Origin of the sequence: Gelidibacter pelagius (assembly GCF_017581925.1) — a bacterium.
GTDB classification, from domain to species: Bacteria; Bacteroidota; Bacteroidia; order Flavobacteriales; family Flavobacteriaceae; genus Gelidibacter; species Gelidibacter pelagius.
In genome coordinates this window covers 294,605-320,479 of record NZ_JAGEVG010000002.1, presented here as the reverse complement: position 1 = coordinate 320,479, position 25,875 = coordinate 294,605, and the positions used below count along the sequence as shown (strand labels likewise).

Sequence of the window (25,875 nt, the reverse complement as noted above, 5' to 3'; positions counted from 1 at the left end):
AACTGCCTACTGCAAACTGAGTACTGAACACTACCTGCCCGTCCGAAGCTTTTGCGGAGGCGGGATCACTGAACACCAACCCCTAACCTCACCCTTGCAATTGCCTCTTGTAATTCCTCAATGGGCGCACATAGTGAAAACCGAATATAGCCTTCACCATTACTTCCAAAAATGGTCCCAGGAGCAATAAAAACAGAATGCTCTTTCAGGATCACATCAATATACTCTTCAGCCTTAATATGTGCCGGCAATTTTGCCCAAACGAAAAGACCGGTTGCACTTTCATCATACGTACAATTCAATGCTGCCGCCAATTCCCAAACTTTTTGACGCCGTTCTTCATAAACGCTATTTAAACTTGTAAACCACATTTTTGAACATTTTAAAGCCTCAATAGCACCTTTTTGGATGCCATAAAACATTCCGGAATCCATATTGCTTTTCACTTTTAAAATAGCATTGATATATTCTGTTTTACCTAAAACCATCCCAACACGCCATCCTGCCATATTAAATGTTTTACTCAACGAATTAAGCTCCAAACAAACCTCTTTAGCATTCTTATACTTCAAAATGCTTCGCGGATAGTCATTCAACACAAAACTATACGGGTTATCATTGACCACCAATATATTATGCCGTTTTGCAAATACGATGATATCTTCAAATACCTTATTGCTTGCTGTAGCTCCCGTTGGCATGTGAGGATAACTGATCCACATCAGTTTCACTTTGGATAAATCACTTCGTTCCAAGGTTATTAAATCAGGGCACCAATCATTATCAGCTATCAAATCATAAAAAATAGGTTTTGCACCCACCAATTTTGTAACTGATTCGTAAGTTGGATATCCTGGATTTGGAATCAAAACTTCATCACCTTCATTTAAAAAAGCCATGGAGATATGCATGATACCTTCCTTACTTCCCATTAAGGGCAACACTTCAGTCAGTGGACTTAAAGAAACGCCAAAATGTTCCTTATAAAAACCTACCATCGCCTCCCTCAATTCTGGTAAGCCCTGATAGCTTTGGTATTTATGAGCTACCGCATCGTTCATGCTCTCATTGATTGCCGCAATAACACGTGATGGTGGCTCCAAATCCGGACTCCCAATCCCTAAATTGATAATGGGTTTCCCTTGGGATTTAAGTAAGTTGACTTCTCTCAATTTTTTTGAGAAGTAGTACTCTTCAACAGTATTTAATCTATCTGCAAAAGTGATCATTGTCGTGCATTTTTATATTCGCCCAAAACCTTAAAGTTTTGAGCCATTATTTCCATTATTGATTTCGCTTTTTGATAATCCTTATACGCATCAAATGTGATATCCACAAAAAACGCGTACTTCCAAGGGGTTTCAATTATTGGCATGGACTGGATTTTGGTGAGGTTCATTCTACAGTCGCTCATCACATTCAGAACGGATGCTAAACTGCCCCGTTTGTGGTCCACGTCGAACTTTAAGGATGCCTTATTGATCTGGACTTCTTGAGCTTCAGAATTAGTGGTCACTGCAATCACAAATCGCGTTTCATTTTGTTTTATGGTTTGAATACTTTCTGAAACGATCTCCAATTCAAACAACTCCGCTGCCAATTGACTGGCAATTGCCCCTACATTTTTGAGTTGTTTTTGCTGAATTCTCTGTGCTACCTCAGCCGTATCTTTATCTTCCACCAATTTGATATGCGGATGTTGTTTGAAAAATTGTTTACACTGCAACAAGGCCATGGGGTGTGAATACACCTCATGGATATCTTCAATTCTTTGCCCTGGCAATGCCATTAAATGATGCTGAATATCCAAATAATGTTCGCCGATGATATGGAGTTGGTTATCGTCTATTAAAGCATAATTAGGAATGATGGAGCCAGCAATCGAATTTTCAATGGCCATAATAACCGCATCGGTTTTCTTGGTCAGAACACTTTGTACAGCGCCATCAAATGTCATGCACTCATCAATATGCTGTATTGAACTGTCAAAATATTGTAAAGCGACAATATGGTGAAAGGACCCTTTAATTCCTTGTATGGCAACAGATTTTATCATGTGTTGGCTAAATTATATTTAACATTTTTTATCATTTTTGCTGATATTTCAAACTTTTAAAAACAAAAAAGTCCCGATTTTCATCGAGACCTTTATATTAAATTTATTGTTCATAAATTACACATACGAAGTCTCGTCCCTTTTGCTAAAAAAGAAATAAAACCAGTTTTGATATGTATAATTAGCTGTTTGCATCATTTGATTTCGCTAAAGTAGAGAATAAATTTTATAAACAAAATATTTTTTCAATTCTTTTTGCATTACAACGATTTCGTTAAAACTTGGCATGTCTAAAATGCTTATTTTTGAGCAAATAATTTGAAGTATGTCCATTGAAGTCAATAATATCACCAAACTATACGCCGATCAGAAGGCGCTGAACAATATTTCCTTTAAAGTAGATAAAGGCGAAATTGTAGGATTTTTAGGTCCCAACGGAGCTGGAAAATCTACGATGATGAAAATCCTGACCACCTATATTGATGCTTCAGAAGGTGAGGCAAAAGTAAATGACTTTGATGTTCAAACCCAAGCTCGCGAGGTTCAAAAACGCGTCGGCTATTTACCGGAGCACAATCCGCTTTACTTAGAAATGTATGTCAAGGAATATTTGGCATTCAACGCGGATGTTTACAAGGTCTCAAAATCGCGAATCGAAGAAGTTATTGAACTTACGGGACTAACACCAGAAGCCCACAAAAAGATAGGACAACTTTCAAAAGGCTATAGGCAACGTGTCGGATTGGCCAACGCTTTATTGCACGATCCAGAAGTATTGATTTTGGATGAACCAACTACGGGATTGGATCCAAATCAATTGGTTGACATCAGACATTTGATCAAATCGTTAGGAAAAGAAAAAACAGTCTTTTTGTCCACTCACATTATGCAAGAAGTGGAAGCCATCTGTGACCGCGTGATCATTATCAATAAAGGCGAGATTGTTGCTGACAAAAAGCTTTCAGAATTAAAAGCCAACCAAGAGCAAATTATCGAAGTTGAATTTGATTATCGCGTTGAAGATGTTTTGATGAACCGTTTGAAACATATCCAATACGTCAAAAATACGCACGACTTTATATATGAATTGACTTTTTCCACCAAAGAAGATATGCGTCCAATGGTATTTGATTTTGCGCATGATAATGGCTTAAAAATCTTACAACTCAATCAAAAGAACAAAAATTTAGAAAGTCTGTTTCGGGAATTAACTGTAGATTAAAACATTATTCAAAAATCAAACGCCCTTTATAAAATGTCTCAACCTCCACAATAGGAGGTTCATTTACCACAATAACATTGCCTGTACTTCTTATTTCTCCTCTTAAAGATGCCTGCGGATTAATAATCATGTCATTACTACTGCGCTGAAATATCCTGATATTTTGGGCAATTAAGTTACGGCCTTCAAAACGAGAGTCACCGGAATAAAATCCGACGACCAGATTTTCGACCGTTCCGCTTAAAAACAGATGGGACAAGTTATTAGTTATCACGTTTAGGTTCGAGCAATTGACCTCTAATCTGAAATCGCCAACCGTATGGTATTGGTCTTCAGCTTCAAAATCTTCAGAGATTAACGTCAAATTGGGATAATTCAAAACCCCATCACTCAAAATAGGTAGCCCTGTACTCGATCTGAGATCAGTAATATTGGGAGCACTGACATAAATTTTAGTAATGCCATAGTCTCGTGTGATGTTGCAAGCGTTGTGATCTTTCAATAGCAGTACATTGTCTACAACTTTCACTTCAATGTCATCTCTCAAATATTCGCCAGTCTCCACGACGACTTTATGTTCGGGAGCTTCTTTAAGAATCAGCTGTACGCGTTCAAAAACAATGATCTTACTGAACTCAGGCACATTAATCTCCATCTGAATCATTGGTCCGGCATTCTGCAAACAATCAGGCATCACCTTGGCATTGCATGACAGCAATACTATTGCAAATAGGATGTAAATGTATTTTTTCATTATATTTCTTTCCGAATAACTACTATTGATCAAACCATCTTTCTTCGCGCTTCCTGCTTCGTTCTTTTCACTTCGAGCTTCGTTCTTCCCACTTCCTACAATCTCACCCCCACTCCAAATTCAATCGCTTCCGCCTTTGCGCCATGTGCTTTTAAGGTAATCGCTCCAAAAAACTGATCTCCAAAATAACGCTTTAAACCAATTCTGTTATATACTCGGCCTTCAAAATCATAAGGATAATACACATAATAGCCCAACTGAGTAATTACGGAGAGTTTATTGATATACAACTCATGTCCAACAAACACCCCTAAACGTTTATAATCTGTATCAGGGTCCACATTACGTTCTGGATAAGCTACCGAGTAGTAATAGATCAATTCCTTCAGAAACTGGGCAAAAAACACATCCGTTCCTAAATGAAACGCACTTTTCCTGTTAATTCGTTTATCAGCATAGAACGATACGTTATAAAATGGGTATTGGCCACTACCAATGATATCGCTCTCATTGACACCTGTCCTAAAAGCGATATTATACTTGATTTTTTCAGTGAACTTTTTATCTTCAGTTGAAGGTTGAAAGCTGGATTCTTTTTCATAGTTCAACATGTAATTGGCGCCAACATTGAAAACGAAGGTATTAGTGGAGTTGTTTGGCGCCCTAACATTGGCATTGGAGTAATGGATAACTGAAATCCCCGCCTGAAACCCCAAACCCTTATAAACATTCTCTTTTTTATAATTGAGCATGAGATAAGTAGAGCTCATCAAATCGGAACCATAAGCCCCGTTCATATAATTGGTTTCCTTTCTATATGGATTGGTTGTGTAAGCGATGCCCTGTCCAATCCTGAAGTTCAGATTACGATTCAAAAAATAGAAGTTGTAATGGGCATGCAAGCTATAATTCTCACCCAAATATTGGTTTTTCATATCCTGATAGATAAAAGAAAATCCCCAATCCGGATAATTATAACGACTTTCCCAAGGCTTGAATCCGAAGGTTTTTTTATTATAACTTAAAATCAGACCTGTGGGATGATCTGTGATGAGATGTGCAATATCAGGATTATGCTCTAATATTGTCCCGTAGAAATAATTGGCATCTAAAGTGAATAAACCTGGATCCTCTTGAGCGAACAGAAATGAACTCGACAAACACAATACACCAACTATTAAATACTTCATTCATTTGAGTTATACGGCAAATTTAATAGAATATTTAAAACCGAGATGCCTGAAGGAATCTATCTTTTTACATTAAGGCTTTAAGTCCTGCTTCAAACTCAAAAAACTTGCGATGCAATGGTTTGAATATTATCACTTTTCCCCATAGAATAGTAATGTAATACAGGAATACCTGCTTTTTGCAACTCTTTTGATTGTTGGATGCACCACTCAATGCCCACTTGTTTCACTTCTGAATTATCCTTGCATTTAATAACTTCAAGAATTAAGGCTTCAGGCAGATCAACATGAAAACGATGTGGCAACAAGTTTAACTGTCTCTTCGTTGCGATCGGTTTTAAACCAGGAATGATGGGAATAGTAATCCCTTCATTTCTGCATTTTTCTACAAATTCGAAGTATTTCTGATTGTCAAAAAACATCTGGGTGACGATATATTCTGCACCACTTTTGATTTTCTTCTTTAAAAAATGAATATCACTGTCCAAACTTGGAGATTCCATATGTTTTTCCGGATAGGCAGCAACACCTATGCAAAAATTTGTTTTTGAGGTGTTTTGCAGGTCTTGATCCAAATAAATCCCGTCATTGAGCTCATTAATTTGTTTGACCAAACCATTGGCGTACTCATGGCCTTCTTTTTCTGGGGTGAAATAGGTTTCAGTTTTAACCGCATCACCTCTTAAAGCCATGACATTCTGAATGCCTAAAAAATCAAGGTCAATCAGAAAATTCTCGGTGTCTTCTTTAGTAAAACCTCCACACAAGATATGCGGAATCGCATCCACTTTATACCTATTTTGAATGGCTGCACAAATACCCACAGTTCCAGGCCGCTTCTTGACCACTTGTCGTTTAAGCAATCCATTTTCTTGTTCTTTATAAATATATTCTTCTCGATGGTAAGTCACATCAATAAATGGCGGATTGAATTCCATTAACGGATCAATATTATCAAAAATAGATTTGATATGCTGTCCTTTTAATGGCGGTAAAATTTCAAACGAAAATTGCGTATTGCCGTTGGCTTGTGCTATATGTTCTGTTACTTTCATGTTTACTCCCCACGAAAATGGGGATCTTTTTTTGCCACGAATACACGAATGTATTTCAGCAGCATATTAATATTTATAATTTTATCCGTTTTAACGTTACGGTTCCTTCCCTTTGGGAAGGTTAGGATGGGCTTAAATTCGGACTCAACCACTTTTCAGCTTCTTCATTAGAAACGCCTCGTCTTTTCGCATAATCTTTCAATTGATCGTCCGTTATTTTGCCCAATCCAAAATATTTGGCTTCCTTATTTGCAAAATAATACCCCGAAACACTTGCTGCAGGCCACATCGCCAAACTATCGGTGATTTCTACACCAATATTTTCTTTGACCTGTAATAATTTCCATATGGTTTTTTTCTCCAAATGGTCAGGACAGGCTGGATATCCAGGGGCAGGACGGATGCCTTTATAGCTTTCTTTGATCAATTCCTCATTAGATAAATTCTCATCGGTATCATAGCCCCAATGGTTAATTCGGACTTCCTTATGCAAATATTCCGCAAAGGCTTCCGCAAGACGATCCGCAAGTGCTTTGATCATTATGGCATTATAATCATCCAAATCTTCTTCAAATTTTTTCGCTAATTCCGCTGTTCCAAAACCGGTCGTAACACAGAAGCAACCCATATAATCTTTTTTTCCTAAATCTTTTGGTGCTATGAAATCGGCTAAAGCGATATTTGGAACACCTTCTCGTTTATCCAACTGTTGACGAAGGGTTAAAAATGTAACTTTCGTCTTTCCTGCTTCGTCATAAATTTCGATATCATCATCATTTATGGTATTAGCAGGGAACAGTCCAAAAATAGCTTTCGCCTTTAAAAGTTTTCCGTCGAAGACTTTTTTCAATAGTTCTTTTGCATCTTTAAATAGTTCAGTGGCTTGCTCTCCCACAACCTCATCGGTTAGGATATCGGGATATTTTCCGTGCAAATCCCAACTTCTAAAAAACGGACTCCAATCGATAAAATCCTCCAATTTTGTCAACTCAAAGTCATCAATAATCTGAACGCGCAACTGATTGGGTTTAATAATTTCTGCCTTATTCCAATCGACTTTATATTTTCTGTTTCGCGCTTCCTCAATCGTAATATAATTCTTTTGTTTACCACGTTTTAAAAACTGCTCACGGAATTTCTCATATTCTTCACGAATTTGTTCTTTATACACCCGATTGTCCTTTTGGAGCAAGCTACCTACAACAGTCACTGCCCTTGATGCATCATTGACATGAACAGTGGTATGTCCATAATTTGGTGCAATCTTAACGGCTGCATGTGCTCTGGAGGTTGTGGCACCACCAATCAATAACGGAATGCTGATGTTTTTCTTTTCCATTTCTTTGGAGACATAGACCATTTCATCCAAAGACGGGGTTATGAGTCCGCTTAATCCAATAATATCGACGTTTTCTCTAATGGCCGTTTCAATAATTTTTTCGGGTGGCACCATCACACCCAAATCGATGATTTCATAATTGTTACAGCCCAAAACAACACTGACGATATTTTTACCAATATCATGCACATCACCTTTTACGGTGGCCATTAAAACCCGACCGGCAAACTCCTGTTTTCCATCCTTTTCTGCTTCAATGAAAGGTTGAAGATAGGCAACAGCTTTTTTCATCACACGAGCCGATTTGACCACTTGGGGCAAAAACATCTTCCCACTACCAAACAAGTCACCAACCACGCCCATCCCAATCATTAAATGGCCTTCAATGACTTCTATTGGTTTTGAGGTTTCTTGACGGGCCTGCTCTACATCTTCTATGATAAAAGTTTCAATCCCTTTAACCAAGGAATGGGTGATGCGCTCTTGTAGTGGATCATTTCGCCATTCGTGTATGGACAAGTCGCGACTTGTCCTTACGCGACTTGTCCTTACAGACTCAGCAAAATCCAATAAGCGCTCTGTGGCATCATCACGTCGGTCAAACAACACATCTTCAACGTGCTCCAATAAATCCTTTGGAATTTCGTCATAAATCTCCAACATGGTCGGATTGACGATGCCCATGTTCATTCCGTGCTGAATGGCATGGTACAGAAATGCCGAGTTGATGGCTTCACGAACAACTGTATTCCCCCTAAAAGAAAACGAAACGTTACTCACACCACCAGAAACATTAGCATACGGAAGATTCTCACGAATCCATTGGGTAGCCTTGAAAAAGTCGAGAGCATTCAAACGGTGCTCCTCCATTCCTGTCGCCACCGGAAAAATATTGGGATCAAAAATTATATCCTGAGGTGGGAATTTGACTTTGTTCACCAAAATATCGTACGAGCGCTTACAGATTTCGATACGCCGTTCTAAGGTATCGGCTTGCCCATCTTCATCAAAAGCCATCACTATGACGGCTGCTCCGTATCGCTTCACCAATTTGGCTTGATAAATAAACGTCTCCTCTCCTTCTTTTAGACTTATGGAATTCACTACCGATTTTCCTTGAACCACTTTCAATCCCGCCTCAATGATTTCCCATTTAGAACTGTCAATCATGATCGGTAATCTTGAAATATCAGGTTCAGAGGCAATGAGGTTTAAGAACTTGGTCATCGCATAAACGCCGTCCAACATGCCTTCATCCATATTGACATCAATAATTTGCGCGCCGCCTTCAACCTGATCTCGTGCCACATCTAAGGCTTCACTGTAGTTTTCGTCTTTTATAAGACGTAGAAATTTACGTGATCCTGTGACGTTGGTGCGCTCGCCTACGTTTATAAAGTTGCTTTCTGGGGTGACAACCAAGGGTTCTAATCCGGAAAGTGTTAAGTATTTGTGTTTTTTGCTCATTTTCATTCTATTCATTTTACCCTTCCGTCTTTAGGCTTTTTACAAAGCCTAAAGCCACCTTCCCTTAAATCCCGATAGGTATCGGGAGGAAGGAATCAGGCTTCTATTCTTAATTAGACTTCTATTCCTATTTGGCGAGGTTTATAGTTTTTTGCGGTCTCCGCTATTTTTTGAATATGTTCTGGTGTGGAACCGCAACATCCTCCAATAATATTGATCAATCCATCTTTGAGGTATTCTTCAATAAAAGCGTTCATTTGATCAGCAGTCTGCTCGTATTCCCCAAAAGCATTTGGTAACCCTGCATTGGGGTGCGCAGACGTATAAAATTCTGTTTCGTTGGATAATCGTTGTAAATAAGGTTGTAATTGATCTGCTCCAAGCGCGCAATTGAATCCGACGCTGAGCAAAGGAATATGGGAAATGGACAGTAAAAACGCTTCCACTGTTTGTCCAGAAAGTGTCCGTCCAGAAGCATCTGTAATGGTTCCTGAAACCATGATTGGAATATCGAGGTCTCGTTCTTCTTTGACCTCATCAATAGCAAACAAGGCGGCTTTGGCATTTAAGGTATCAAAAATCGTTTCTACCAGTAAAATATCGACACCTCCATCAATCAAAGCTTCCACTTGCTGTTTATAGGCAATCCGAAGTTCGTCAAAGGTGATGGCTCGAAATTCTGGCCTATTGACATCTGGTGATAAACTTGCGGTTTTGTTGGTTGGCCCAATGCTTCCTGCTACAAATCGCGGTTTATTAGGATTGGCTTTGGTAAATTCATCGGCAACTTGTTTGGCTATTTTAGCAGATTCGAAATTCAGTTCGTAAACCAAATCTTCCAAATTATAATCGGCCATGGCGATGGTAGTTCCTGAAAAGGTGTTGGTTTCTACAATATCTGCTCCCGCCTCAAAATATTTACGATGAACATCAGCAATAGCCTGTGGCTGGGTTAATGATAGCAAATCATTATTGCCTTTAAGTGAGCTTGGATAATCTTTGAAACGTTCGCCACGAAAATCTTCTTCAGAGAAGTTATTGCGTTGCAACATGGTCCCCATGGCACCATCGAGAATAAGAATACGGTCTTGTAAAATTTGATTTAAGTCTGACATTGTTTAAAGTAAAAATAAAAAATGTCATCAGGAAAGTGAGGAGAAAAAACACTTTGGTTATCTGTCTTAATCCTGAAACAATTCAGAATAAAGTAGAATTTAGCACCTTCTTAAATTGAGATTCCTGCCTTCGCAGGAATTCGTAAGGGTTGCTAAGGCTTCAACGGGTCTAATCCCTCTGCCTTTCGTGATAACAAATTAATAATAGTATGAACAAAGGGCGAATTTAGTGTATAAAAAATAGTCCACCAACTTTTATTCAAATAAATCTGAAGATAAATACCGATCGCCAATATCACAGATGACGGCAACAATGATTCCCTTATCCAATTTTTCGGCGATTTTCAACGCAGCAGCAACAGCGCCCCCGCTACTCATTCCTGCAAAAACACCTTCTTTTCTAGCCAGTCTATTGGTTGTTTTTTTTGCATCTTCCTCAATCACCTCAATCACCTTATCCACTTTCGAGCGATCAAAAATTCGGGGAAGATAAGCTTCCGGCCATTTACGGATGCCAGGGATTTTAGCACCATCTTTTGGTTGTGCGCCAACAATGGTGATGTTTTTATTCTGCTCTTTTAAAAACGTGGACACGCCCATAATGGTTCCGGTGGTTCCCATAGCCGAAACAAAATGTGTCACTTCACCATTAGTATCACGCCAAATTTCTGGACCGGTGGTTTTATAATGGGCTTTCCAATTGTCGTCATTGCCAAATTGGTTTAACATAAAATAGCCCTTGTCTTTTTCGAGCTTTTCAGCGACGTCTCGGGCTCCCTCGATTCCATCATCTGCGGAAGTCAGAATTAATTCCGCACCATAGGCCCTCATGGTTTTGATCCGCTCTACGGTAGAATTCTCAGGCATGACCAACACCATTTTCACACCTAACAACTGAGCTATGAATGCTAAGGCAATTCCTGTATTCCCGCTTGTAGCTTCTACCAAAGTATCTCCTTGTTTAACATCACCACGTTTTAAAGCTTCCGAAATCATATTTAAAGCAGCACGATCCTTCACACTACCTCCTGGATTTGTGCCTTCCAATTTCAAAAATAAACGTACTTCCTTTTTGGAAATAATATTTTTCACTTCAACAAGTGGTGTGTTACCAATTTGGTCGATTATCGATTGACTTTGAATCATTTTTTGCGTGTGCTAATTTTTATTTCTGTTTGATAGGTGACTAACGAATTTTCAGGAACCGATTGGGTAATCCATACGTTCGCCCCAATAATGCTATTTGCGCCAATAACAATATCGCCTCCCAAAACAGTTGCGTTGGCATAGATGGTCACATTATCTTCAATGGTGGGGTGACGTTTTGTTTCCGATAGACTCTTTTTTATTTGAATGCCGCCCAAGGTCACCCCTTGATAAATTTTGACGTTGTTTTTAATGATGGCCGTTTCCCCGATAACAATTCCTGTACCGTGATCGATAAAAAAAGAATCTCCGATTGTTGCACCGGGATGAATATCCACGCCGGTTAAACCATGTACGTGTTCACTCATCATTCTTGAAATAACAAAATAGTTTAGCTTATATAGCGCATGACTTAATCTATAAATAGCAATGGCGTGAAACCCTGGATATGCCAGATACACTTCAGTTAAACTCTTGGCCGCAGGGTCATTTTGTTCTATGGCAATCGCGTCCAAATCAAGTTTCTCACGTATAGATCCGAATTGACTTTCAAATTGCGCCCATGTTTCTTCACCGTCTTCCAATTTCAGCTTTGTCGTAATCTTAAGAAATGTGTCTTTTACAAATTGACAATTAAGAGTCCGATATTCTTCATCAAATAGCATATAAAACAAGGCCTTTGTGAAGGTCTCGACAGGATCCTTTAAACAGATATTATAAGTCTGAAATTGATTTAATTGATTTGAAAGTATACTCATATGATCAATATTACGCATTATTCATGAGGGTAATATCAAAATTAAACAATTATTTACAGCAAATTATAGAATAGCTTGTACAACTGCTTTTGGTGCTTCTTTACGTGTGCCATCAAATCCATTAATACCGCTAACCGTAGTATATTTAAGCACATATTTTTTACCAGGATTAATGATTTGATATGCCGATTGACACATTAGCGTCGCTTCATGAAAACCACAGAGAATCAACTTCAATTTTCCAGGATAGGTATTAACATCACCAATGGCATAAACTCCTGGAATATTAGTTTGATAGTCAAAAGTATCGACCTTGATGGCGTTTTTCTCAATTTCCAAACCCCAATCTCCTATTGGTCCCAGTTTTGGAGAAAGTCCAAATAACGGAATGAAATGATCTGCCTCATATAAAATTTTCACACCTTCACGTTCAATAGTAACACCCTCTAATCTTTTGTTTCCGTGTAATGCAGTCACTTCAGATGGCGTGACGAGATTGATTTTCCCAAGAAGTTTTAGTTCCTGAACTTTTTCTACGGAGTCCAGAGCCCCTCTAAATTCATTACGTCTATGAACGAGCGTCACTTCTGATGCGATATCCGCCAAAAAAATACTCCAATCCAAAGCAGAATCACCACCCCCAGAAATCACTACTTTTTTGTTTCTATATACTTCAGGATCCTTGATATAATAGTCCACCCCTAAATCTTCATAGTAGGCGATATTTTCAATCAATGGCTTTCTTGGTTCAAAACTACCCAAACCACCAGCGATAGCGACAATTGGCGCATGATGCCGAGTTCCTTTGTTAGTGGTTACAATAAAACTACCATCTTCTTGCCTTTCTAAAGTTTCTGCGCGTTCGCCCAAAGTAAACCCAGGTTGGAACTGTTTACCTTGTTCCAAGAGGTTATTTGTCAAATCTCCAGCCAAAATATCCGGCACTCCCGGAATATCATAAATGGGCTTTTTAGGATATAATTCTGAACACTGCCCTCCAGGTTGTGGCAATGCATCAATTAAATGACATTTGAGTTTCAATAATCCTGCTTCAAAAACGGTGAATAATCCTGTAGGCCCAGCACCTATTATTAAAATATCTGTTTTAATCATGTTATTTACTTATTAAAGTTTCGGTAATTTTGTTGAGTGCATTCACTTTTTGCTCAAAATTGCCTTTAATTGTTTTTCTGTATTGGTTTAAATTTTCTACCAGAATATTGACATCGTCAGGAATGACTTCTTCAAAAAACTGACGTAAGCGTTTCGCTGTGGTTGGCGATTTCCCGTTTGTGGAAATGGCTATTTTAACATTGCCTTTTGTGACTATTCCTCCTAAATAGAAATCACAAAATTCAGGGGTGTCTGCAACATTGACCAATAGATTTCGGCGTTTGGCATCTTTATAGATTTTTTTGTTGACCTCCACGTTATCAGTTGCTGCAATGACCAAATCCTTATCACATAAAAACGCAGCGTCATAAGCCATATAGATCAAGTTGATGTTGAATTGTTCTGCGAGCGCTTTCACCTCATCCCTGAAAAAAGGGGCCACCATTTCCACATTGGCATTGGGGCTCGATTTTAATAAAAATGTGAGCTTCTCTAAGCCGACATTACCACCGCCAACAATTAAGGTTTGGATTTTATGCATTCTTAAGAAAATAGGGTATAAGTTATTTCGTTCCATTTTTAAGCTGTTATGAGTTGTTGGTTGACTTCTGTATGAATAGAATTTAGCTTGACCCGCTGATTAACAACGTCACCAATCACAATGATTGCGGGATTGGACAAGTTTCGTTTTTCAACCACATCACAAATTGTTGAAATGGTTCCAGTACCAAATTTCTCATTTTCCGTAGTGCCGTTTTGGATAATTGCCACAGATGTATTTTGCTTTCCTTCCGAAGAAAACACGTCGACTATTTCAGACAATTTCCCCATGCCCATTAAAATGACCACCGTTGCAGTAGATTGCGCGGCAAGTTTGACATCATTTGATAATTGGTGGGATTTTGTGGTGCCAGTAATCACCCAAAAACTTTCGGAAGCACCTCGTTTTGTTAATGGAATCCCTTGGTAGGCAGGCACCGCCAATGCTGATGAAATGCCAGGAACGACATAGGTTTCTATTCCATATTGTCGCACAAAATCAATTTCCTCAGCACCACGACCAAAAATAAAAGGATCACCACCTTTCAATCGGACCACATGACCATGGGATTTTGCCCGCGCCACAATCAAGTCGTTAATTTGATCTTGTTGATAGGCATAACAGCCCTTGCGTTTGCCCACAAATATGAGTTCTGCCTCTGGGGATGCATAGTCTAATAACGCCACGTTGATCAAGGCATCGTATAAAATGACATCTGCAGATTCTATCGCTTTGATGGCTTTAAGGGTGATCAGTTCTGGATCTCCAGGACCTGCGCCTACTACTGTTAATCTTGGTGTTTTCATGTAAATATTTATTATACCTACAAGGTTTTGAAAACCTTGCAGGAAGTTTTGAAAACCTTGCAGGATGTTTTTAAAACCTGTCAGGTTTGTTTAAATAGTTATGGCCTGTTTTTGTTTTCTAAAAGCTCTTGCTTTATTTAAAAATACCGTTGCATTCTCAATATAATTTTGGGCGAAATCTTGCGTTGGTGCATTCTTTCTTATTTGATAAATGAATTCCGAAAAGGTAGTTCCCAAATCAATTTTTTGGGATTCAACAAATTCAGCATCAAACTGACTTATAATTCCGGCTTGGGTATTTGTGACAATGTCTTCAGATATTAATAGTGCCTTTGCAGCGTTAACCATGGACGTGTAGGCTAAATAAATGGCATTGGAATATACTTTATGTCCTAAAGCTTCCTTGGCATTATCAATTTTCTCTTCACTTTCCAAAAACAAGGTTTCAATCAAATCGATCATCACTCCTGCACATTCTCCAATGCCAATGGCTTTAATATAGTCCTCATTAGTTCCCCAATCGATGAAATCGTCTTGGGTTAAATTGGTCACATCTGACAGGTCGGTTAACAGGCTATAAAAGTATTTTTCGCCTTGTGATAAATAATAATCCAAAAAGGATTCCCCATTGGCATTGGCTTCAAAATCATTTAAAATACGACGCAAGGCTTCTGGTCCTCTCTTACTCGGGACTTTCACCACTTTATCAGCGTACACTCCTTTTCCGTTGCCCAAATTCCCGCCGCCAAGCAAAACTTGAAGTGCAGGCGCCACTAATTTATCTGGAGTTCGAACTGACATGCCCTGAAATCCGATGTTCGCCATATTGTGCTGACCACAGGCATTCATACAGCCGCTAATTTTGATGACTAAATCTTCGTTCTTTAGGTAGTGTGGATACTCAGTCTTGATCACACGCTCCAGTTCTTCTGCAATACCGGTACTGCTTGCAATTCCTAAATTACAAGTATCCGTTCCTGGACATGCCGTGATATCGACTGCTTTATTATAGCCTACTTCCGTAAAACCTAATTTGTCCAATTCCTGATAGAAATAGGGCAACAACTCCTCTTTCACAAAAGGGATGAGAATGTTTTGACGTAGGGTCAATCGAATTTCTCCAGCAGCATATTTCTGAACTAAATCCGCTAACAAACGTGCTTTGTCCGTATAGAAATCACCCAGCAATATCTTAATACCAATGGCCACATAACCCTTCTGTTTTTGTGGAATAAGGTTGGTCGCTTTCCAAACATTAAAAGCTTCTTTATCTTTAAGGACCACTTTTGGCACTTCAACAGTTACCGGGACAGATATTGGATAATCTTCAACATTAATAGGAATAGTGGTATTTGCAATGGCTTCCTGTTCTTCATCAACCAAAGATTTGAATTCCTCCAATCCGATAGCATTGACCAAGAACTTCATCCTTGCCTTGGCCCGACTTTTTCGCTCGCCATGGTGGTCAAAAACACGTAGCACCCCTTCCATCAATGGAATTATCCGATTGGTTGGCAAGAATTCATAGAGTACATCTGCAAGCCGTGGTTGTGAGCCCAAGCCTCCCCCTAACATCACTTTAAAGCCTCTGATGCCATTTTCCTTTTTAGCAATAAAGCCTAAATCGTGCATGTAGGACAGGCCTGAATCTTCATCGGAAGCCGAGAAGGACACTTTAAACTTCCGTCCCATTTCCTGGCAGATAGGATTTCTTAAAAAGAATTTAAAAACAGCATCGGCATACGGCGACACATCAAAAGGTTCATTGATATCGATGCCGGCAGTTTCACTTGCAGTCACATTTCTAACCGTATTGCCACAGGCTTCACGAATGGTCATCGTATCTTTTTCCAATTCTTCCCAGAGTTCGGGAGTTCTATCAATATCGACATAATGGATTTGGATATCCTGCCGGGTAGTGATGTGTAAGCGTCCTCGGGAATATTCGTCAGAAACATCCGCAATTCGTCGTAACTGTTGACTCAGAACTTTTCCGTAAGGCAATTTGATCCGTACCATTTGGACACCTTGTTGGCGCTGTCCATAAATACCTCGTGCCAAACGCACACTTCTGAATTGATCCTCGTCAATCTTGCCATATTTGAAGAGTTCAATTTTATTGGCTAAATCGATAATGTCTTTTTCAACGACTGGATTTTCTAATTCTGTTCTAAAACTTTGCATAAAAATGCCCTGCTAACCTCCCATCTGTACTGCACTAAATGCAAGTTCTGGAAGGAATTCTGACTCGGGTAAGCGAGAATACTGTTAGTGATTTGTGATTATGAGCAATCCTCTTAGTTCACCAATTTGGTGTTTACGTCTTTTACTGAATAAAGCCTGCTCCAACGGTATTATTGGATTGTGAATCGATTAAAATGAAAGAGCCATTGGTACGATGGTTTTTGAACGGATCGAAAAAAATAGGCTTGTTCAATTTGAAAGTTACCGACGCGATATCATTCATTCCCAGAGCCTGGATATTGTCTTCAATTCCTGAATAATCGGGATGGATTTTATGATTAATGGCATCCACCTTGGCCAAAACTTTATTGACCCCGTGTTGCAATACATATTTATTCCCTGTCACTAAGTTTTGAGAATCCATCCAAGAAATGGTTGCTGTGAATTGCTTATCAATAGTTGGTAAGTCAGCGGCTTTCACCAACATATCCCCGCGACTCACATTGATATCATCTTCCAAAGTGATGGTCACTGACGAGCGTCTTGAAGCGGTTTGGTACAATTGATCATATACAATAATCTCTTTTATTTTAGATTTCGTTTGGGATGGCAAAGCGACCACTTCATCACCAACACTTAGTTCCCCACCATATACTTTACCGGCATAACCTCTAAAATCATGAAATTCTTCAGTCTTCGGTCTTATAACATACTGTACAGGAAATCGTGGCGTGCCAACATTGTAAATATCTTCAGTGTCCAATTGTTCAAAATGTTCCAATAGAGTTTGTCCTTTGTACCACGGTGTGTGTTTTGATTTATGGACAACATTGTCACCTTTTAGCGCACTCACCGGAATGAAGGTGATATTTTGCTCTTGATAATCCCGTTTATCCATTAAGCTTTTGAAATCAGCTTTGATCTTGTTATAAATTTCTTCGGAAAAATCAACCAAATCCATTTTATTGATGGCGACGATCACATCTTTTACACGCAATAAATTATTGATAAAAAAATGCCGATTGGTCTGTTCAATCACACCTTTTCGGGCGTCAATCAAGATGATGGCCGCTTGCGAAGTAGAAGCACCTGTAACCATGTTTCTCGTATACTCCACATGACCAGGAGTATCCGCAATGATATAACTCTTGGTTTGTGTTGAGAAATAAATATGAGCGACATCAATGGTAATCCCTTGTTCTCTTTCGGCTACCAAACCGTCTGTTGCCAATGAAAAATCAAGATAATCGTAACCTTTCTGTTTACTGGTTTTTTTTATGGCGTCGAGCTTATCACTCGTTAATGATTTTGTATCGTATAGAATTCTACCAATTAAGGTGCTTTTTCCATCATCTACACTTCCTGCTGTTGCTATTTTTAAAACTTCCATTCCTCTCCCCAACCCTCTCCAAAGGAGAGGGAGTTCTTTACGGGTGTATTTTAAACTGTTAATATTTAGTATTTAATTTTAGAAACCTACAAGGTTTTTGAAACCTTGCAGGAAAGTTTAATTCAATTTATGCGCAAACTTGCTCATTCCCCCTTCGGGGGTTAGGGGGATTAAAAGTACCCCTGCTGTTTACGTTTTTCCATCGCAGCTTCTGAGCGCTTGTCGTCAATGCGCGCGCCACGTTCTGAAATGGTGGAATCTCGGATTTCCTGCACTACAGAAGCAATATCCGCGGCTTCAGAAAGCACGGCCGCAGTGCAGCTCATATCCCCAACCGTTCTAAATCGGACGACACGATCTTCAACCACTTCATCTTCGTCCCTGTATACCACCTCGTCATCAGAAGACCAAATCAACCCGTCTCTTAAAAACGTGGCTCTGGTATGTGCAAAATAAATGGAAGGGATTTCAATAGTTTCTCTTTCGATATACGACCAAACATCTAATTCTGTCCAGTTGGAAATCGGAAAGACCCGTACATTTTGGCCCAATTGAATCTGTCCATTCAGCATATCGAATAATTCGGGACGCTGATTTTTCTCATCCCATTGTCCAAAATCGTCTCTCACAGAAAAAATACGTTCCTTGGCTCTTGCTTTTTCCTCGTCCCTTCTGGCACCCCCGATACAGGCATCAAATTTGAATTCTTCAATAGCGTCTAAAAGCGTCGTGGTTTGAAGGCTATTTCTACTGGCATATCTACCAGATTCTTCTTTTACTTTTCCTTGATTAATGGAATCCTGCACATTTCGCACAATCAATTCCAATCCTAATTCTTTGACCAGTTGATCTCGAAATGCAATAGTTTCAGGAAAATTATGGCCGGTATCGATATGCATTAACGGGAACGGAATTTTCGCAGGATAAAAGGCTTTTTGCGCCAATCTTACCAAAGTGATGGAGTCCTTTCCTCCAGAAAACAAGAGCACAGGTTTTTCAAATTGCGCTGCTACCTCCCTAATAATGTAGATGGATTCATTTTCTAAGGGATTGATTTTTGACGTGTTTAAGAGAAGCTCCTTAGCCTCATAACTATCGGGATCCGAAGGGGAAACCTTTACTGGGTTGGTTTTTTCTGTAATTTTCATTTTTCTTACGTTATTCTGTTGACTGTGAATACGACTGTGAACTATTTTCATGCATGTAAGCCACATTCTCTATTTTCCAATTGCTTTGTAGGATCGAAATATTTAAACTCGTTTGGCAAATTATTATCGATGTGATACTTATCAAGTTCTTCATCTGTCCAATAGTAGAACGGACTTACTTTTAAAATGCCATCAGCACCTTGAGAAACAATATCAATACTATCTCTAAAAGTAGTTTGTCCTTTGCGCAAATTTGTAAACCATAAATCAGGTTGATGTTCAGACATAGCTCTTTTGAAAGGTTCCAATTTTACCTGTTCCGTAAAGATTTTGTGATTCGGATCATCGACGTGAGGAATTCCCAATACGATATCCCGATGCGCAGTAGTTTGTTTTGGCACGTATAAGTGCACGTTCAACTCGAGCTGATTTATCACTGATTCAGCATGGTTGTAAGTTTGTGGCGTATTATAACCCGTATCGCACCAGATCACTTTAATATCCCGTTTCACCTTGGCAACGGCGTGCAGAATGGCAGCTTCATAAGGTCTGAAATTGGTGGTCACTACTGGGTGATCAGAAACCGAAACGGCCCACAAAATAATTTCCAAAGGTGATTTTCTGCGTAGATCTTTATTGATCTGTTCTAAATTTGTTTTCATTATTTTCCCCATTTTATAGTATTCCAAGCGCGCTCATGAAAAAAGTAAAGTGCCATTTTTGAAACCAACTCGATTCCACCTATGGAAAACGCCAACGCTAAAGTTCCGGTTATAACGTAGGAGATGGCCACCGTGGCAAGGGTACCTACAACCCGCCAACTAATGGTTTTCAGAAGCGTTCGTTTGATGTTTTCTTTAGGTTCTGCGTCAGTATTGACGGCAGTTCTATTTTGGTTATGTGATATATTTGATTCTAAAACTGTTCCCATTAATAATATATTTTATTCATTATCTTTAACCCTATAGATTTAGTAGGGTAATATGCAAACCTAAGAAATAATTTTAAAACGCTACTCCCCGAATTCAATAAAAATAATAGGTTTTTTTTGTGAATTTAATAATTGGCTAAATCAGCCAAAGATGTTTCTCCGTAAATTTTTAAATTACTATCACGGACGCGAATCATCAGAAGGTGCACCGCACATTCCGCTTCATTTGGACAATCTTCGCACTTTTCGTAATAATTTAAACTCACACATGGAATCATAGCAATAGGACCTTCCAAAACCCTCATGACTGTTGTCATTTTAATATCTTTTGGATCTTTAAGGAGATAATAACCACCACCTTTTCCTTTTTTTGAGCCTAAGAGCCCACTTTTGCGAAGCGTCAACAAGATACTCTCCAAGAATTTCAGTGAAATATTTTCCATTTCCGAAATGGTCGCAATTGACACAGGAACGTTTTGTTCTTGTCTCGCCAAATAGGTCAACGCCTTAATTCCGTATTTCGTCTTTTTTGAAAGCATCCGGTAAAGATACTTTATTTATACATATTCTAAGGCTTGTTTTAAATCTGCAATAATATCATCAACATGTTCCAAACCCACTGAAACACGCACTAATCCATCAGAAATTCCGGTTTCAAGCCGCTCTGATTCGCTCAACTTACTATGGGTTGTACTTGCAGGATGAGTAGCAATGGAACGTGTATCGCCTAAATTAGCGGATAGCGATAACATTTTTAAATGATTTAGAAATTGACGTCCAGCTTCAATTCCTCCCTTTACCTCAAAAGCAACGACATTCCCTCCTTGTTTCATTTGTTTTTTGGCCAATTCATACTGGGGATGGGATTTCAAAAAAGGATATTTCACCAAAGCCACATTCTCATGCGATTCTAAAAACTCAGCAACTTTGAGTGCATTCTCACAGTGTCTATCAACTCTGACTCCCAATGTCTCCAAACTTTTAGAAAGAATCCAAGCGTTAAATGGCGACAATGCCGGTCCTGTATTTCTTGAAAATAAATAGATTTCCCGAATTAAATCGGCCCTTCCCACGGTTGCTCCACCAAGAACACGACCTTGTCCATCAATCAATTTTGTAGCCGAATGGATCACCAAATCAGCACCAAATTTTATGGGATTTTGTAAATACGGCGTCGCAAAACAGTTATCGATAATATAAATCAGATTGTGCTTTTTGGCAATCTGTCCCAAAAGTTCCAAATCCAAAATATCTACTGCCGGATTCGTGGGACTTTCCAAATATAAAATCTTGGAGTTCGGCTGAATTAGACTTTCAATTTGGTCAACCTCATCTATTTTGAAATAGCTGGTTTCTATATTCCACTTCGGAAGAAATTTGTTAAATAAACTGTTGGTAGAACCAAAGATACTTCGTGCCGACACAATATGATCTCCTGCATTCAACAAAGCCGCAAAGGTTGAAAACACGGCTGCCATTCCAGTAGCAAAGGCGTACCCGCTTTCGGCACCTTCCAGTTTACACATTTTATCAACAAACTCAGAAGTATTCGGATTCGTGAATCGGCTGTAAATATTACGCTGTTTTTCCTCAGCAAAAGAAGCCCTCATATCCTCAGCATCTTCAAAAATGAAGCTTGACGTTAAATGCAAGGGGGTGGAATGTTCCAAAAATTCTGAACGCTCCATTTGGGTTCTGATAGCGTCGGTTTCAAATTTGTTTTTGCTCATGGAATTCTTATTAAAACCTCTCAGGTTTTGTTCCGATGGCTATCGGGACTGAGAGGTTTGTGAAAGGAATACTTTCTAATTAATATGTTTTGATAATCTCAAGATATCTCCAAAAACACCTCTTGCCGTCACCTCTGCTCCCGCTCCCGCACCTTGAATAACAATCGGTTGCTCACCATACGATTCTGTAAAAATCTCAAAAATGGCATCGGAACCTTTGATATGGCCTAAAGTACTGTCCAATGGAATGGATACCAATTTGACTTCTAAATTCCCTTTGTCTTTGGATAAATCGCCTGACAAATCGCCTACATAACGCAACACATGGCCTTCTTTTTGTTGATCTTTTATAGCTTGGAATTTGTCATCTAAAACCTCCAATTGCTTTAAAAATTCTGAGGTCGGAATCTCTCGATAGGCTTCCGGAATTAGATTTTCAACAGAAATATCCGCAAACTCATTCTGTAAATCGAGTTCTCTTGCCAAAATCAACAGTTTCCTTGCCACGTCATTTCCTGAGAAATCTTCACGTGGGTCAGGCTCAGTGAAACCTTTATCAATGGTTTCCTGAATAATCGTACTGAACGGTTTATCCTGAACGGAGAAGTTATTGAACAAATAACTTAAAGTCCCTGAAAACACACCTCTGATTCTTGTGATGTTCTCACCAGATTCATGGAGTAGCTTAATCGTATCAATTAACGGTAAACCAGCACCAACTGTGGTTTCATATAAGTAGTCCTTTTTGTTATTCTCTAAGTTTTCTCTGAGTTGTGTATAGAAATCGTGAGATATCGTGTTTGCTATTTTATTGGACGACACCAGATCAAATCCAGCCTCTACCAATGGGGTATAATTTTTGTAAAACTCAGAACTTGAGGTATTATCCACAGCAATTAAGTTCTCTAAATGATGTGTTTTTGCGAAGTCAATAATATCTTGAACGGTGTATCTTTTTGAAGTCTGTTCTAAATCATGCTTCCAAGTGTCCTCTGCTCCTTTCTTGTTCAGCAGCACTTGTTTGGAATTGGCAATCGCGAAAACATTCAAACTGATGCCTTTCCGTTTTTCAATATCATTCTTCGATTTAAGAATTTGATTGATCAAGGCTCCACCTACGCCACCGTGTCCAAAAACGGCAATATTTATTTTTTTAGATATTCCGAAGACTTCACCATGGATCACATTGACCGCTTTATGCATTTGGTTCTTTTTAACTACCAAGCTCACGTTCTTACCCGTAACGGTATTGTTAAACAATAACGGCGTGATTTGATTTTTGATCAAGGCATTAAATGGCTTATGAAACGAGCCCAATTCAATACCGATAATTGAAATCACCGATACGTCATCAATCACTGAAATTTTACTAACATCCTGTGAATAAAAATCGTTTTCAAACTCACGCTCCAAAGCGATAACCGCTTGGGTTGCCTTTTCGGCGTCAATCACCAAGCCAATGCCACGCTCAGAAGATCCTTGTGAAATAATACTCACACTGATATTATGTTGGCTCAATGCTTTAAAAATCCTGGCATCCACACCAACTTTTCCTAACAATCCGCGGCCTTCAAAGTTGATCAAGGCCACATTGTCCAATACAGATAAAGAAGTCACTTCCTTAGTATTGGCTTTAGCTGAAATTAATGTGCCTTCATCATCTGGATTGAACGTATTTAAAATCCGGAGTTTGATGTTTTTTTCCAATAATGGAATAATCGTCTTAGCATGTAAAACCGTAGTTCCAAAATTGGCGAGTTCATTCGCTTCTGCAAACGACAATTCTCTTATTTTTTGGGCATCCTCAACCAACTCAGGGTTGGCCGTATAAATTCCGTTGACGTGCGTAAAGTTTTGAAGTTCTTCAGCATCTAAGTAATTCGCCAATAATGACGCCGAATAATTACTGCCATTACGTCCCAACAAAGTGGTTTCGTTTTTAGAATTAGAGCCGATAAAGCCTGTCACTATATTAACTGTCGTCCCACCAAATTGTTTGAAATGCGCCAAAATATTTTCACGAGATTGCTTTTGAATGGGTTGCGAATTAAGGAAATCACCTTCAGTTTTAATCAACTTTGTAGCAATGGTCGCATTCGCATTGACCCCTTCTTCTTGCAACAAAGCGGTAATCAACTTGGCCGAAATAATTTCGCCAGTAGCTAAAACCTCAGCTTTTATTTTATCACTGTAATCACCTAAAAGTTTGACACCTTGAAATATGTTGTCCAACGCAGAAAACTCCTCAGTAAAGTCAACTGTCGATGATGGTTCTGACTGATAGGTTTTGAACGCTTCAAAATCTGCAAAATAATCTTCTCGTCGCGAAGCCTTGGTTAAAATGATTTCCAACTCATCAGTTGCCTTACCACGCGCCGAAACGACGACCGCAATTCTCTCATGGTCTTGTACTTTTTTCTTTATGATGGCGATGGTACGTTTTAGCCCTTCACCATTGGCTAATGATTTTCCACCAAATTTTAATATTTTCATTTTCTTATGTGCTGTATGCGGTCTAAAAATAGGTTCAATAATTTTTTCCAATTGTTCAAATTCTATTAAAAAGGCATCGTGGCCATGGTCTGAATTAATTTCACTGTAAGTCACATTCGGATGGGTCAATGCCAATTGCTTTTGAGTTTCACGATTTTCTTCCGCCGTAAAAAACAAATCGGAATCCACACCAACTATCGTGATATTTGAATGGATGGCATTTAGGATATCGGCATTATCACCATTGTTTTTGGTCACATCAATTGTTTTTAGCAATTGATTCATCAATTTATAAGCTGATAATTGAAAACGTTCCTGAAGTTTATTACCATGATGCAACAACCAACTCTCGACATTAAAGATTTCCAAATCGTCGTTTTTACTGCGTTGGAAACGCTCTTTAAATGATTTGGGTGTTCTGTAGCACAACATGGCATGCATTCTGGCGTCATGAACGGGATTGCTGGAATTGACCAAAAACTGCTCTTGGATCTGACAATTCGCGATGAGCCAATCGGTAGACTTCCAATCGGTTGCCACCGGAATTAAATGCTCTGCCAATTCTGGTGCCAAAAACGCCATTTCCCAAGCAATCCCTCCTCCCAACGAACCGCCAATCAATGCAAAAAGCTTGGTAATTTGCAATGCTTTCAAACCTTCCAAAAACAATCTGGCAATATCTCTCGCTACAAAATCTTTGTAATTTTCGATAACAAAGCCATCATAGCCATTACCCGGAATATTAAAGGACAAAATAGTATAAGCATTGGTATCAATCACTTTATCAGGACCAATCAAGTCCAACCACCAACCTCCTTCTCCAGCAACATTACTATTACCGGTTAGCGCATGGTTAACCAGTACAATTGGTGCGCTTCCTAAAGCTTGACCAAAAAGTTGGTAAGACAATTTTAAGGAAATTGCCTTACCACTTTCCAATTCAAAATCTTGAATTTGAATGAATTTTAATTGTGACATTTATTGAACTTGGTATTGTTTTTCCACACTCACATGTACAGGAGTGATATTGGTTAGATTATCTTTTACAGGACATCGTTCTTGAACTATTCTTAACCATTCGGCTAAGGTCTCAATTGACGCATCGGTTTCTGGCACCAGCTTTAAATCTATTTTCTTAAAACCTGCTCTTTCATCCGTGGATATTCCGAATAACCGGTCTGCGTTTATATTGCCAGTAACTTCAATGGTCAACTTTCTCAAAGAAAACCCTAATTCTTTCGCTACTAAATGCCCCACTACGTTTAAACACCCTGCTAAACCAGCTAAAATATATTCCACCGGATTGGCATTTTCATCCGTTCCCCCAAGACCCTCAGGTTCATCTACTACCAACTTGAACTGTCTCGTTTTGGCAACAAATTTTGCTGCAGAGGCACTTTCGCCCTGCACACTAAATATTAAATCGCTCATGATTAC

General features: G+C 39.0%; 22 protein-coding genes and 1 riboswitch. Of the genes, 1 reads left to right on the top strand and 21 read right to left on the bottom strand.

Going from position 1 to position 25,875, the window contains the following annotated elements; genetic code table 11:
- Nucleotides 1-65: 65 nt before the first annotated feature.
- Together J4051_RS02970 and J4051_RS02965 are read right to left on the bottom strand one after the other, a co-directional pair.
- On the bottom strand, nt 66-1,229 hold the full coding sequence (locus tag J4051_RS02970; RefSeq protein WP_208232269.1) for a pyridoxal phosphate-dependent aminotransferase: 1,164 nt from the start codon (nt 1,227-1,229) through the stop codon (nt 66-68).
- Nucleotides 1,226-2,056: a prephenate dehydratase gene (locus J4051_RS02965; RefSeq protein WP_208232267.1), complete on the bottom strand. Its 831-nt coding sequence runs from the start codon at nt 2,054-2,056 to the stop codon at nt 1,226-1,228. The genes J4051_RS02970 and J4051_RS02965 overlap by 4 nt, the downstream gene beginning before the upstream one ends.
- 325 nt (nt 2,057-2,381) lie before the next feature.
- Here J4051_RS02965 and gldA point away from each other — a divergent pair, with 325 nt between their 5' ends.
- On the top strand, nt 2,382-3,278 hold the full coding sequence (gene gldA, locus J4051_RS02960) for a gliding motility-associated ABC transporter ATP-binding subunit GldA (protein ID WP_208232266.1): 897 nt from the start codon (nt 2,382-2,384) through the stop codon (nt 3,276-3,278).
- A gap of 4 nt (nt 3,279-3,282) precedes the next feature.
- Here the strand turns inward: gldA and J4051_RS02955 are convergent, their stop codons facing one another.
- The 19 genes from J4051_RS02955 to J4051_RS02865 form a co-directional block, all read right to left on the bottom strand.
- Entirely contained in the window at nt 3,283-4,032 is a 750-nt protein-coding gene (locus J4051_RS02955) for a head GIN domain-containing protein (protein ID WP_208232264.1), read from the bottom strand.
- A 95-nt stretch (nt 4,033-4,127) separates the two neighbouring features.
- Nucleotides 4,128-5,222, bottom strand: coding sequence for an acyloxyacyl hydrolase (locus J4051_RS02950; protein ID WP_208232262.1), 1,095 nt, complete (start codon nt 5,220-5,222; stop codon nt 4,128-4,130).
- Between the two features lie 98 nt (nt 5,223-5,320).
- Nucleotides 5,321-6,277 (bottom strand): methylenetetrahydrofolate reductase [NAD(P)H], encoded by a 957-nt coding sequence (gene metF, locus J4051_RS02945; RefSeq protein WP_208232260.1) that lies wholly within the window; start codon nt 6,275-6,277, stop codon nt 5,321-5,323.
- A 121-nt stretch (nt 6,278-6,398) separates the two neighbouring features.
- Nucleotides 6,399-9,083 carry a methionine synthase gene (metH, locus tag J4051_RS02940; protein WP_394368890.1) on the bottom strand — a complete coding sequence of 895 codons (2,685 nt, stop codon included), beginning with the start codon at nt 9,081-9,083 and terminating at the stop codon, nt 6,399-6,401.
- Between the two features lie 113 nt (nt 9,084-9,196).
- Nucleotides 9,197-10,198: a homocysteine S-methyltransferase family protein gene (locus J4051_RS02935; RefSeq protein WP_208232256.1), complete on the bottom strand. Its 1,002-nt coding sequence runs from the start codon at nt 10,196-10,198 to the stop codon at nt 9,197-9,199.
- Between the two features lie 54 nt (nt 10,199-10,252).
- Nucleotides 10,253-10,395, bottom strand: a riboswitch (SAM riboswitch).
- 58 nt (nt 10,396-10,453) lie between these two features.
- A complete protein-coding gene (cysM, locus tag J4051_RS02930) occupies nt 10,454-11,344 on the bottom strand; it encodes a cysteine synthase CysM (RefSeq protein WP_236027171.1) in 891 nt (296 codons plus the stop codon).
- Nucleotides 11,341-12,102: a serine O-acetyltransferase EpsC gene (gene epsC, locus J4051_RS02925; protein WP_208232254.1), complete on the bottom strand. Its 762-nt coding sequence runs from the start codon at nt 12,100-12,102 to the stop codon at nt 11,341-11,343. Before epsC ends, cysM begins: the two co-directional genes overlap by 4 nt.
- Before the next feature lie 63 nt (nt 12,103-12,165).
- A complete protein-coding gene (locus tag J4051_RS02920) occupies nt 12,166-13,215 on the bottom strand; it encodes an NAD(P)/FAD-dependent oxidoreductase (RefSeq protein WP_208232250.1) in 1,050 nt (349 codons plus the stop codon).
- A 1-nt stretch (nt 13,216) separates the two neighbouring features.
- Nucleotides 13,217-13,792, bottom strand: coding sequence for a precorrin-2 dehydrogenase/sirohydrochlorin ferrochelatase family protein (locus J4051_RS02915; RefSeq protein WP_208232249.1), 576 nt, complete (start codon nt 13,790-13,792; stop codon nt 13,217-13,219).
- Nucleotides 13,793-13,794: 2 nt separating this feature from the next.
- Nucleotides 13,795-14,562: a uroporphyrinogen-III C-methyltransferase gene (gene cobA, locus J4051_RS02910; RefSeq protein WP_208232248.1), complete on the bottom strand. Its 768-nt coding sequence runs from the start codon at nt 14,560-14,562 to the stop codon at nt 13,795-13,797.
- Between the two features lie 90 nt (nt 14,563-14,652).
- Complete coding sequence (locus J4051_RS02905; RefSeq protein ID WP_208232247.1) at nt 14,653-16,746, bottom strand: HEPN domain-containing protein; 2,094 nt, start codon at nt 16,744-16,746, stop codon at nt 14,653-14,655.
- Nucleotides 16,747-16,888: 142 nt separating this feature from the next.
- On the bottom strand, nt 16,889-18,136 hold the full coding sequence (locus J4051_RS02900) for a sulfate adenylyltransferase subunit 1 (protein ID WP_208232246.1): 1,248 nt from the start codon (nt 18,134-18,136) through the stop codon (nt 16,889-16,891).
- 170 nt (nt 18,137-18,306) lie between these two features.
- Complete coding sequence (cysD, locus tag J4051_RS02895; protein ID WP_236027168.1) at nt 18,307-19,284, bottom strand: sulfate adenylyltransferase subunit CysD; 978 nt, start codon at nt 19,282-19,284, stop codon at nt 18,307-18,309.
- 47 nt (nt 19,285-19,331) lie between these two features.
- A complete protein-coding gene (locus J4051_RS02890; protein ID WP_208232245.1) occupies nt 19,332-19,946 on the bottom strand; it encodes a phosphoadenosine phosphosulfate reductase domain-containing protein in 615 nt (204 codons plus the stop codon).
- Nucleotides 19,946-20,215: a DUF2061 domain-containing protein gene (locus J4051_RS02885; protein ID WP_208232244.1), complete on the bottom strand. Its 270-nt coding sequence runs from the start codon at nt 20,213-20,215 to the stop codon at nt 19,946-19,948. Before J4051_RS02885 ends, J4051_RS02890 begins: the two co-directional genes overlap by 1 nt.
- A 125-nt stretch (nt 20,216-20,340) precedes the next feature.
- Nucleotides 20,341-20,754: an RrF2 family transcriptional regulator gene (locus J4051_RS02880; protein ID WP_208232243.1), complete on the bottom strand. Its 414-nt coding sequence runs from the start codon at nt 20,752-20,754 to the stop codon at nt 20,341-20,343.
- A gap of 18 nt (nt 20,755-20,772) precedes the next feature.
- Nucleotides 20,773-21,945, bottom strand: coding sequence for a trans-sulfuration enzyme family protein (locus J4051_RS02875; RefSeq protein WP_208232242.1), 1,173 nt, complete (start codon nt 21,943-21,945; stop codon nt 20,773-20,775).
- Between the two features lie 75 nt (nt 21,946-22,020).
- Nucleotides 22,021-25,416, bottom strand: coding sequence for a bifunctional aspartate kinase/homoserine dehydrogenase I (thrA, locus tag J4051_RS02870; RefSeq protein WP_208232241.1), 3,396 nt, complete (start codon nt 25,414-25,416; stop codon nt 22,021-22,023).
- Nucleotides 25,417-25,869, bottom strand: a complete 453-nt coding sequence (locus J4051_RS02865) for an OsmC family protein (protein WP_208232240.1) — start codon at nt 25,867-25,869, stop codon at nt 25,417-25,419.
- Nucleotides 25,870-25,875 lie beyond the last annotated feature (6 nt).

Bases quoted from the DNA above. Each gene is read 5' to 3' on its own strand.
- J4051_RS02970 (WP_208232269.1), bottom strand. From the start codon at position 1,229: ATGATCACTTTTGCAGATAGATTAAATACTGTTGAAGAGTACTACTTC.
- J4051_RS02965 (WP_208232267.1), bottom strand. From the start codon at position 2,056: ATGATAAAATCTGTTGCCATACAAGGAATTAAAGGGTCCTTTCACCAT.
- gldA (WP_208232266.1), top strand. From the start codon at position 2,382: ATGTCCATTGAAGTCAATAATATCACCAAACTATACGCCGATCAGAAG.
- J4051_RS02955 (WP_208232264.1), bottom strand. From the start codon at position 4,032: ATGAAAAAATACATTTACATCCTATTTGCAATAGTATTGCTGTCATGC.
- J4051_RS02950 (WP_208232262.1), bottom strand. From the start codon at position 5,222: ATGAAGTATTTAATAGTTGGTGTATTGTGTTTGTCGAGTTCATTTCTG.
- metF (WP_208232260.1), bottom strand. From the start codon at position 6,277: ATGAAAGTAACAGAACATATAGCACAAGCCAACGGCAATACGCAATTT.
- metH (WP_394368890.1), bottom strand. From the start codon at position 9,083: ATGAGCAAAAAACACAAATACTTAACACTTTCCGGATTAGAACCCTTG.
- J4051_RS02935 (WP_208232256.1), bottom strand. From the start codon at position 10,198: ATGTCAGACTTAAATCAAATTTTACAAGACCGTATTCTTATTCTCGAT.
- cysM (WP_236027171.1), bottom strand. From the start codon at position 11,344: ATGATTCAAAGTCAATCGATAATCGACCAAATTGGTAACACACCACTT.
- epsC (WP_208232254.1), bottom strand. From the start codon at position 12,102: ATGAGTATACTTTCAAATCAATTAAATCAATTTCAGACTTATAATATC.
- J4051_RS02920 (WP_208232250.1), bottom strand. From the start codon at position 13,215: ATGATTAAAACAGATATTTTAATAATAGGTGCTGGGCCTACAGGATTA.
- J4051_RS02915 (WP_208232249.1), bottom strand. From the start codon at position 13,792: ATGGAACGAAATAACTTATACCCTATTTTCTTAAGAATGCATAAAATC.
- cobA (WP_208232248.1), bottom strand. From the start codon at position 14,562: ATGAAAACACCAAGATTAACAGTAGTAGGCGCAGGTCCTGGAGATCCA.
- J4051_RS02905 (WP_208232247.1), bottom strand. From the start codon at position 16,746: ATGCAAAGTTTTAGAACAGAATTAGAAAATCCAGTCGTTGAAAAAGAC.
- J4051_RS02900 (WP_208232246.1), bottom strand. From the start codon at position 18,136: ATGGAAGTTTTAAAAATAGCAACAGCAGGAAGTGTAGATGATGGAAAA.
- cysD (WP_236027168.1), bottom strand. From the start codon at position 19,284: ATGAAAATTACAGAAAAAACCAACCCAGTAAAGGTTTCCCCTTCGGAT.
- J4051_RS02890 (WP_208232245.1), bottom strand. From the start codon at position 19,946: ATGAAAACAAATTTAGAACAGATCAATAAAGATCTACGCAGAAAATCA.
- J4051_RS02885 (WP_208232244.1), bottom strand. From the start codon at position 20,215: ATGGGAACAGTTTTAGAATCAAATATATCACATAACCAAAATAGAACT.
- J4051_RS02880 (WP_208232243.1), bottom strand. From the start codon at position 20,754: ATGCTTTCAAAAAAGACGAAATACGGAATTAAGGCGTTGACCTATTTG.
- J4051_RS02875 (WP_208232242.1), bottom strand. From the start codon at position 21,945: ATGAGCAAAAACAAATTTGAAACCGACGCTATCAGAACCCAAATGGAG.
- thrA (WP_208232241.1), bottom strand. From the start codon at position 25,416: ATGTCACAATTAAAATTCATTCAAATTCAAGATTTTGAATTGGAAAGT.
- J4051_RS02865 (WP_208232240.1), bottom strand. From the start codon at position 25,869: ATGAGCGATTTAATATTTAGTGTGCAGGGCGAAAGTGCCTCTGCAGCA.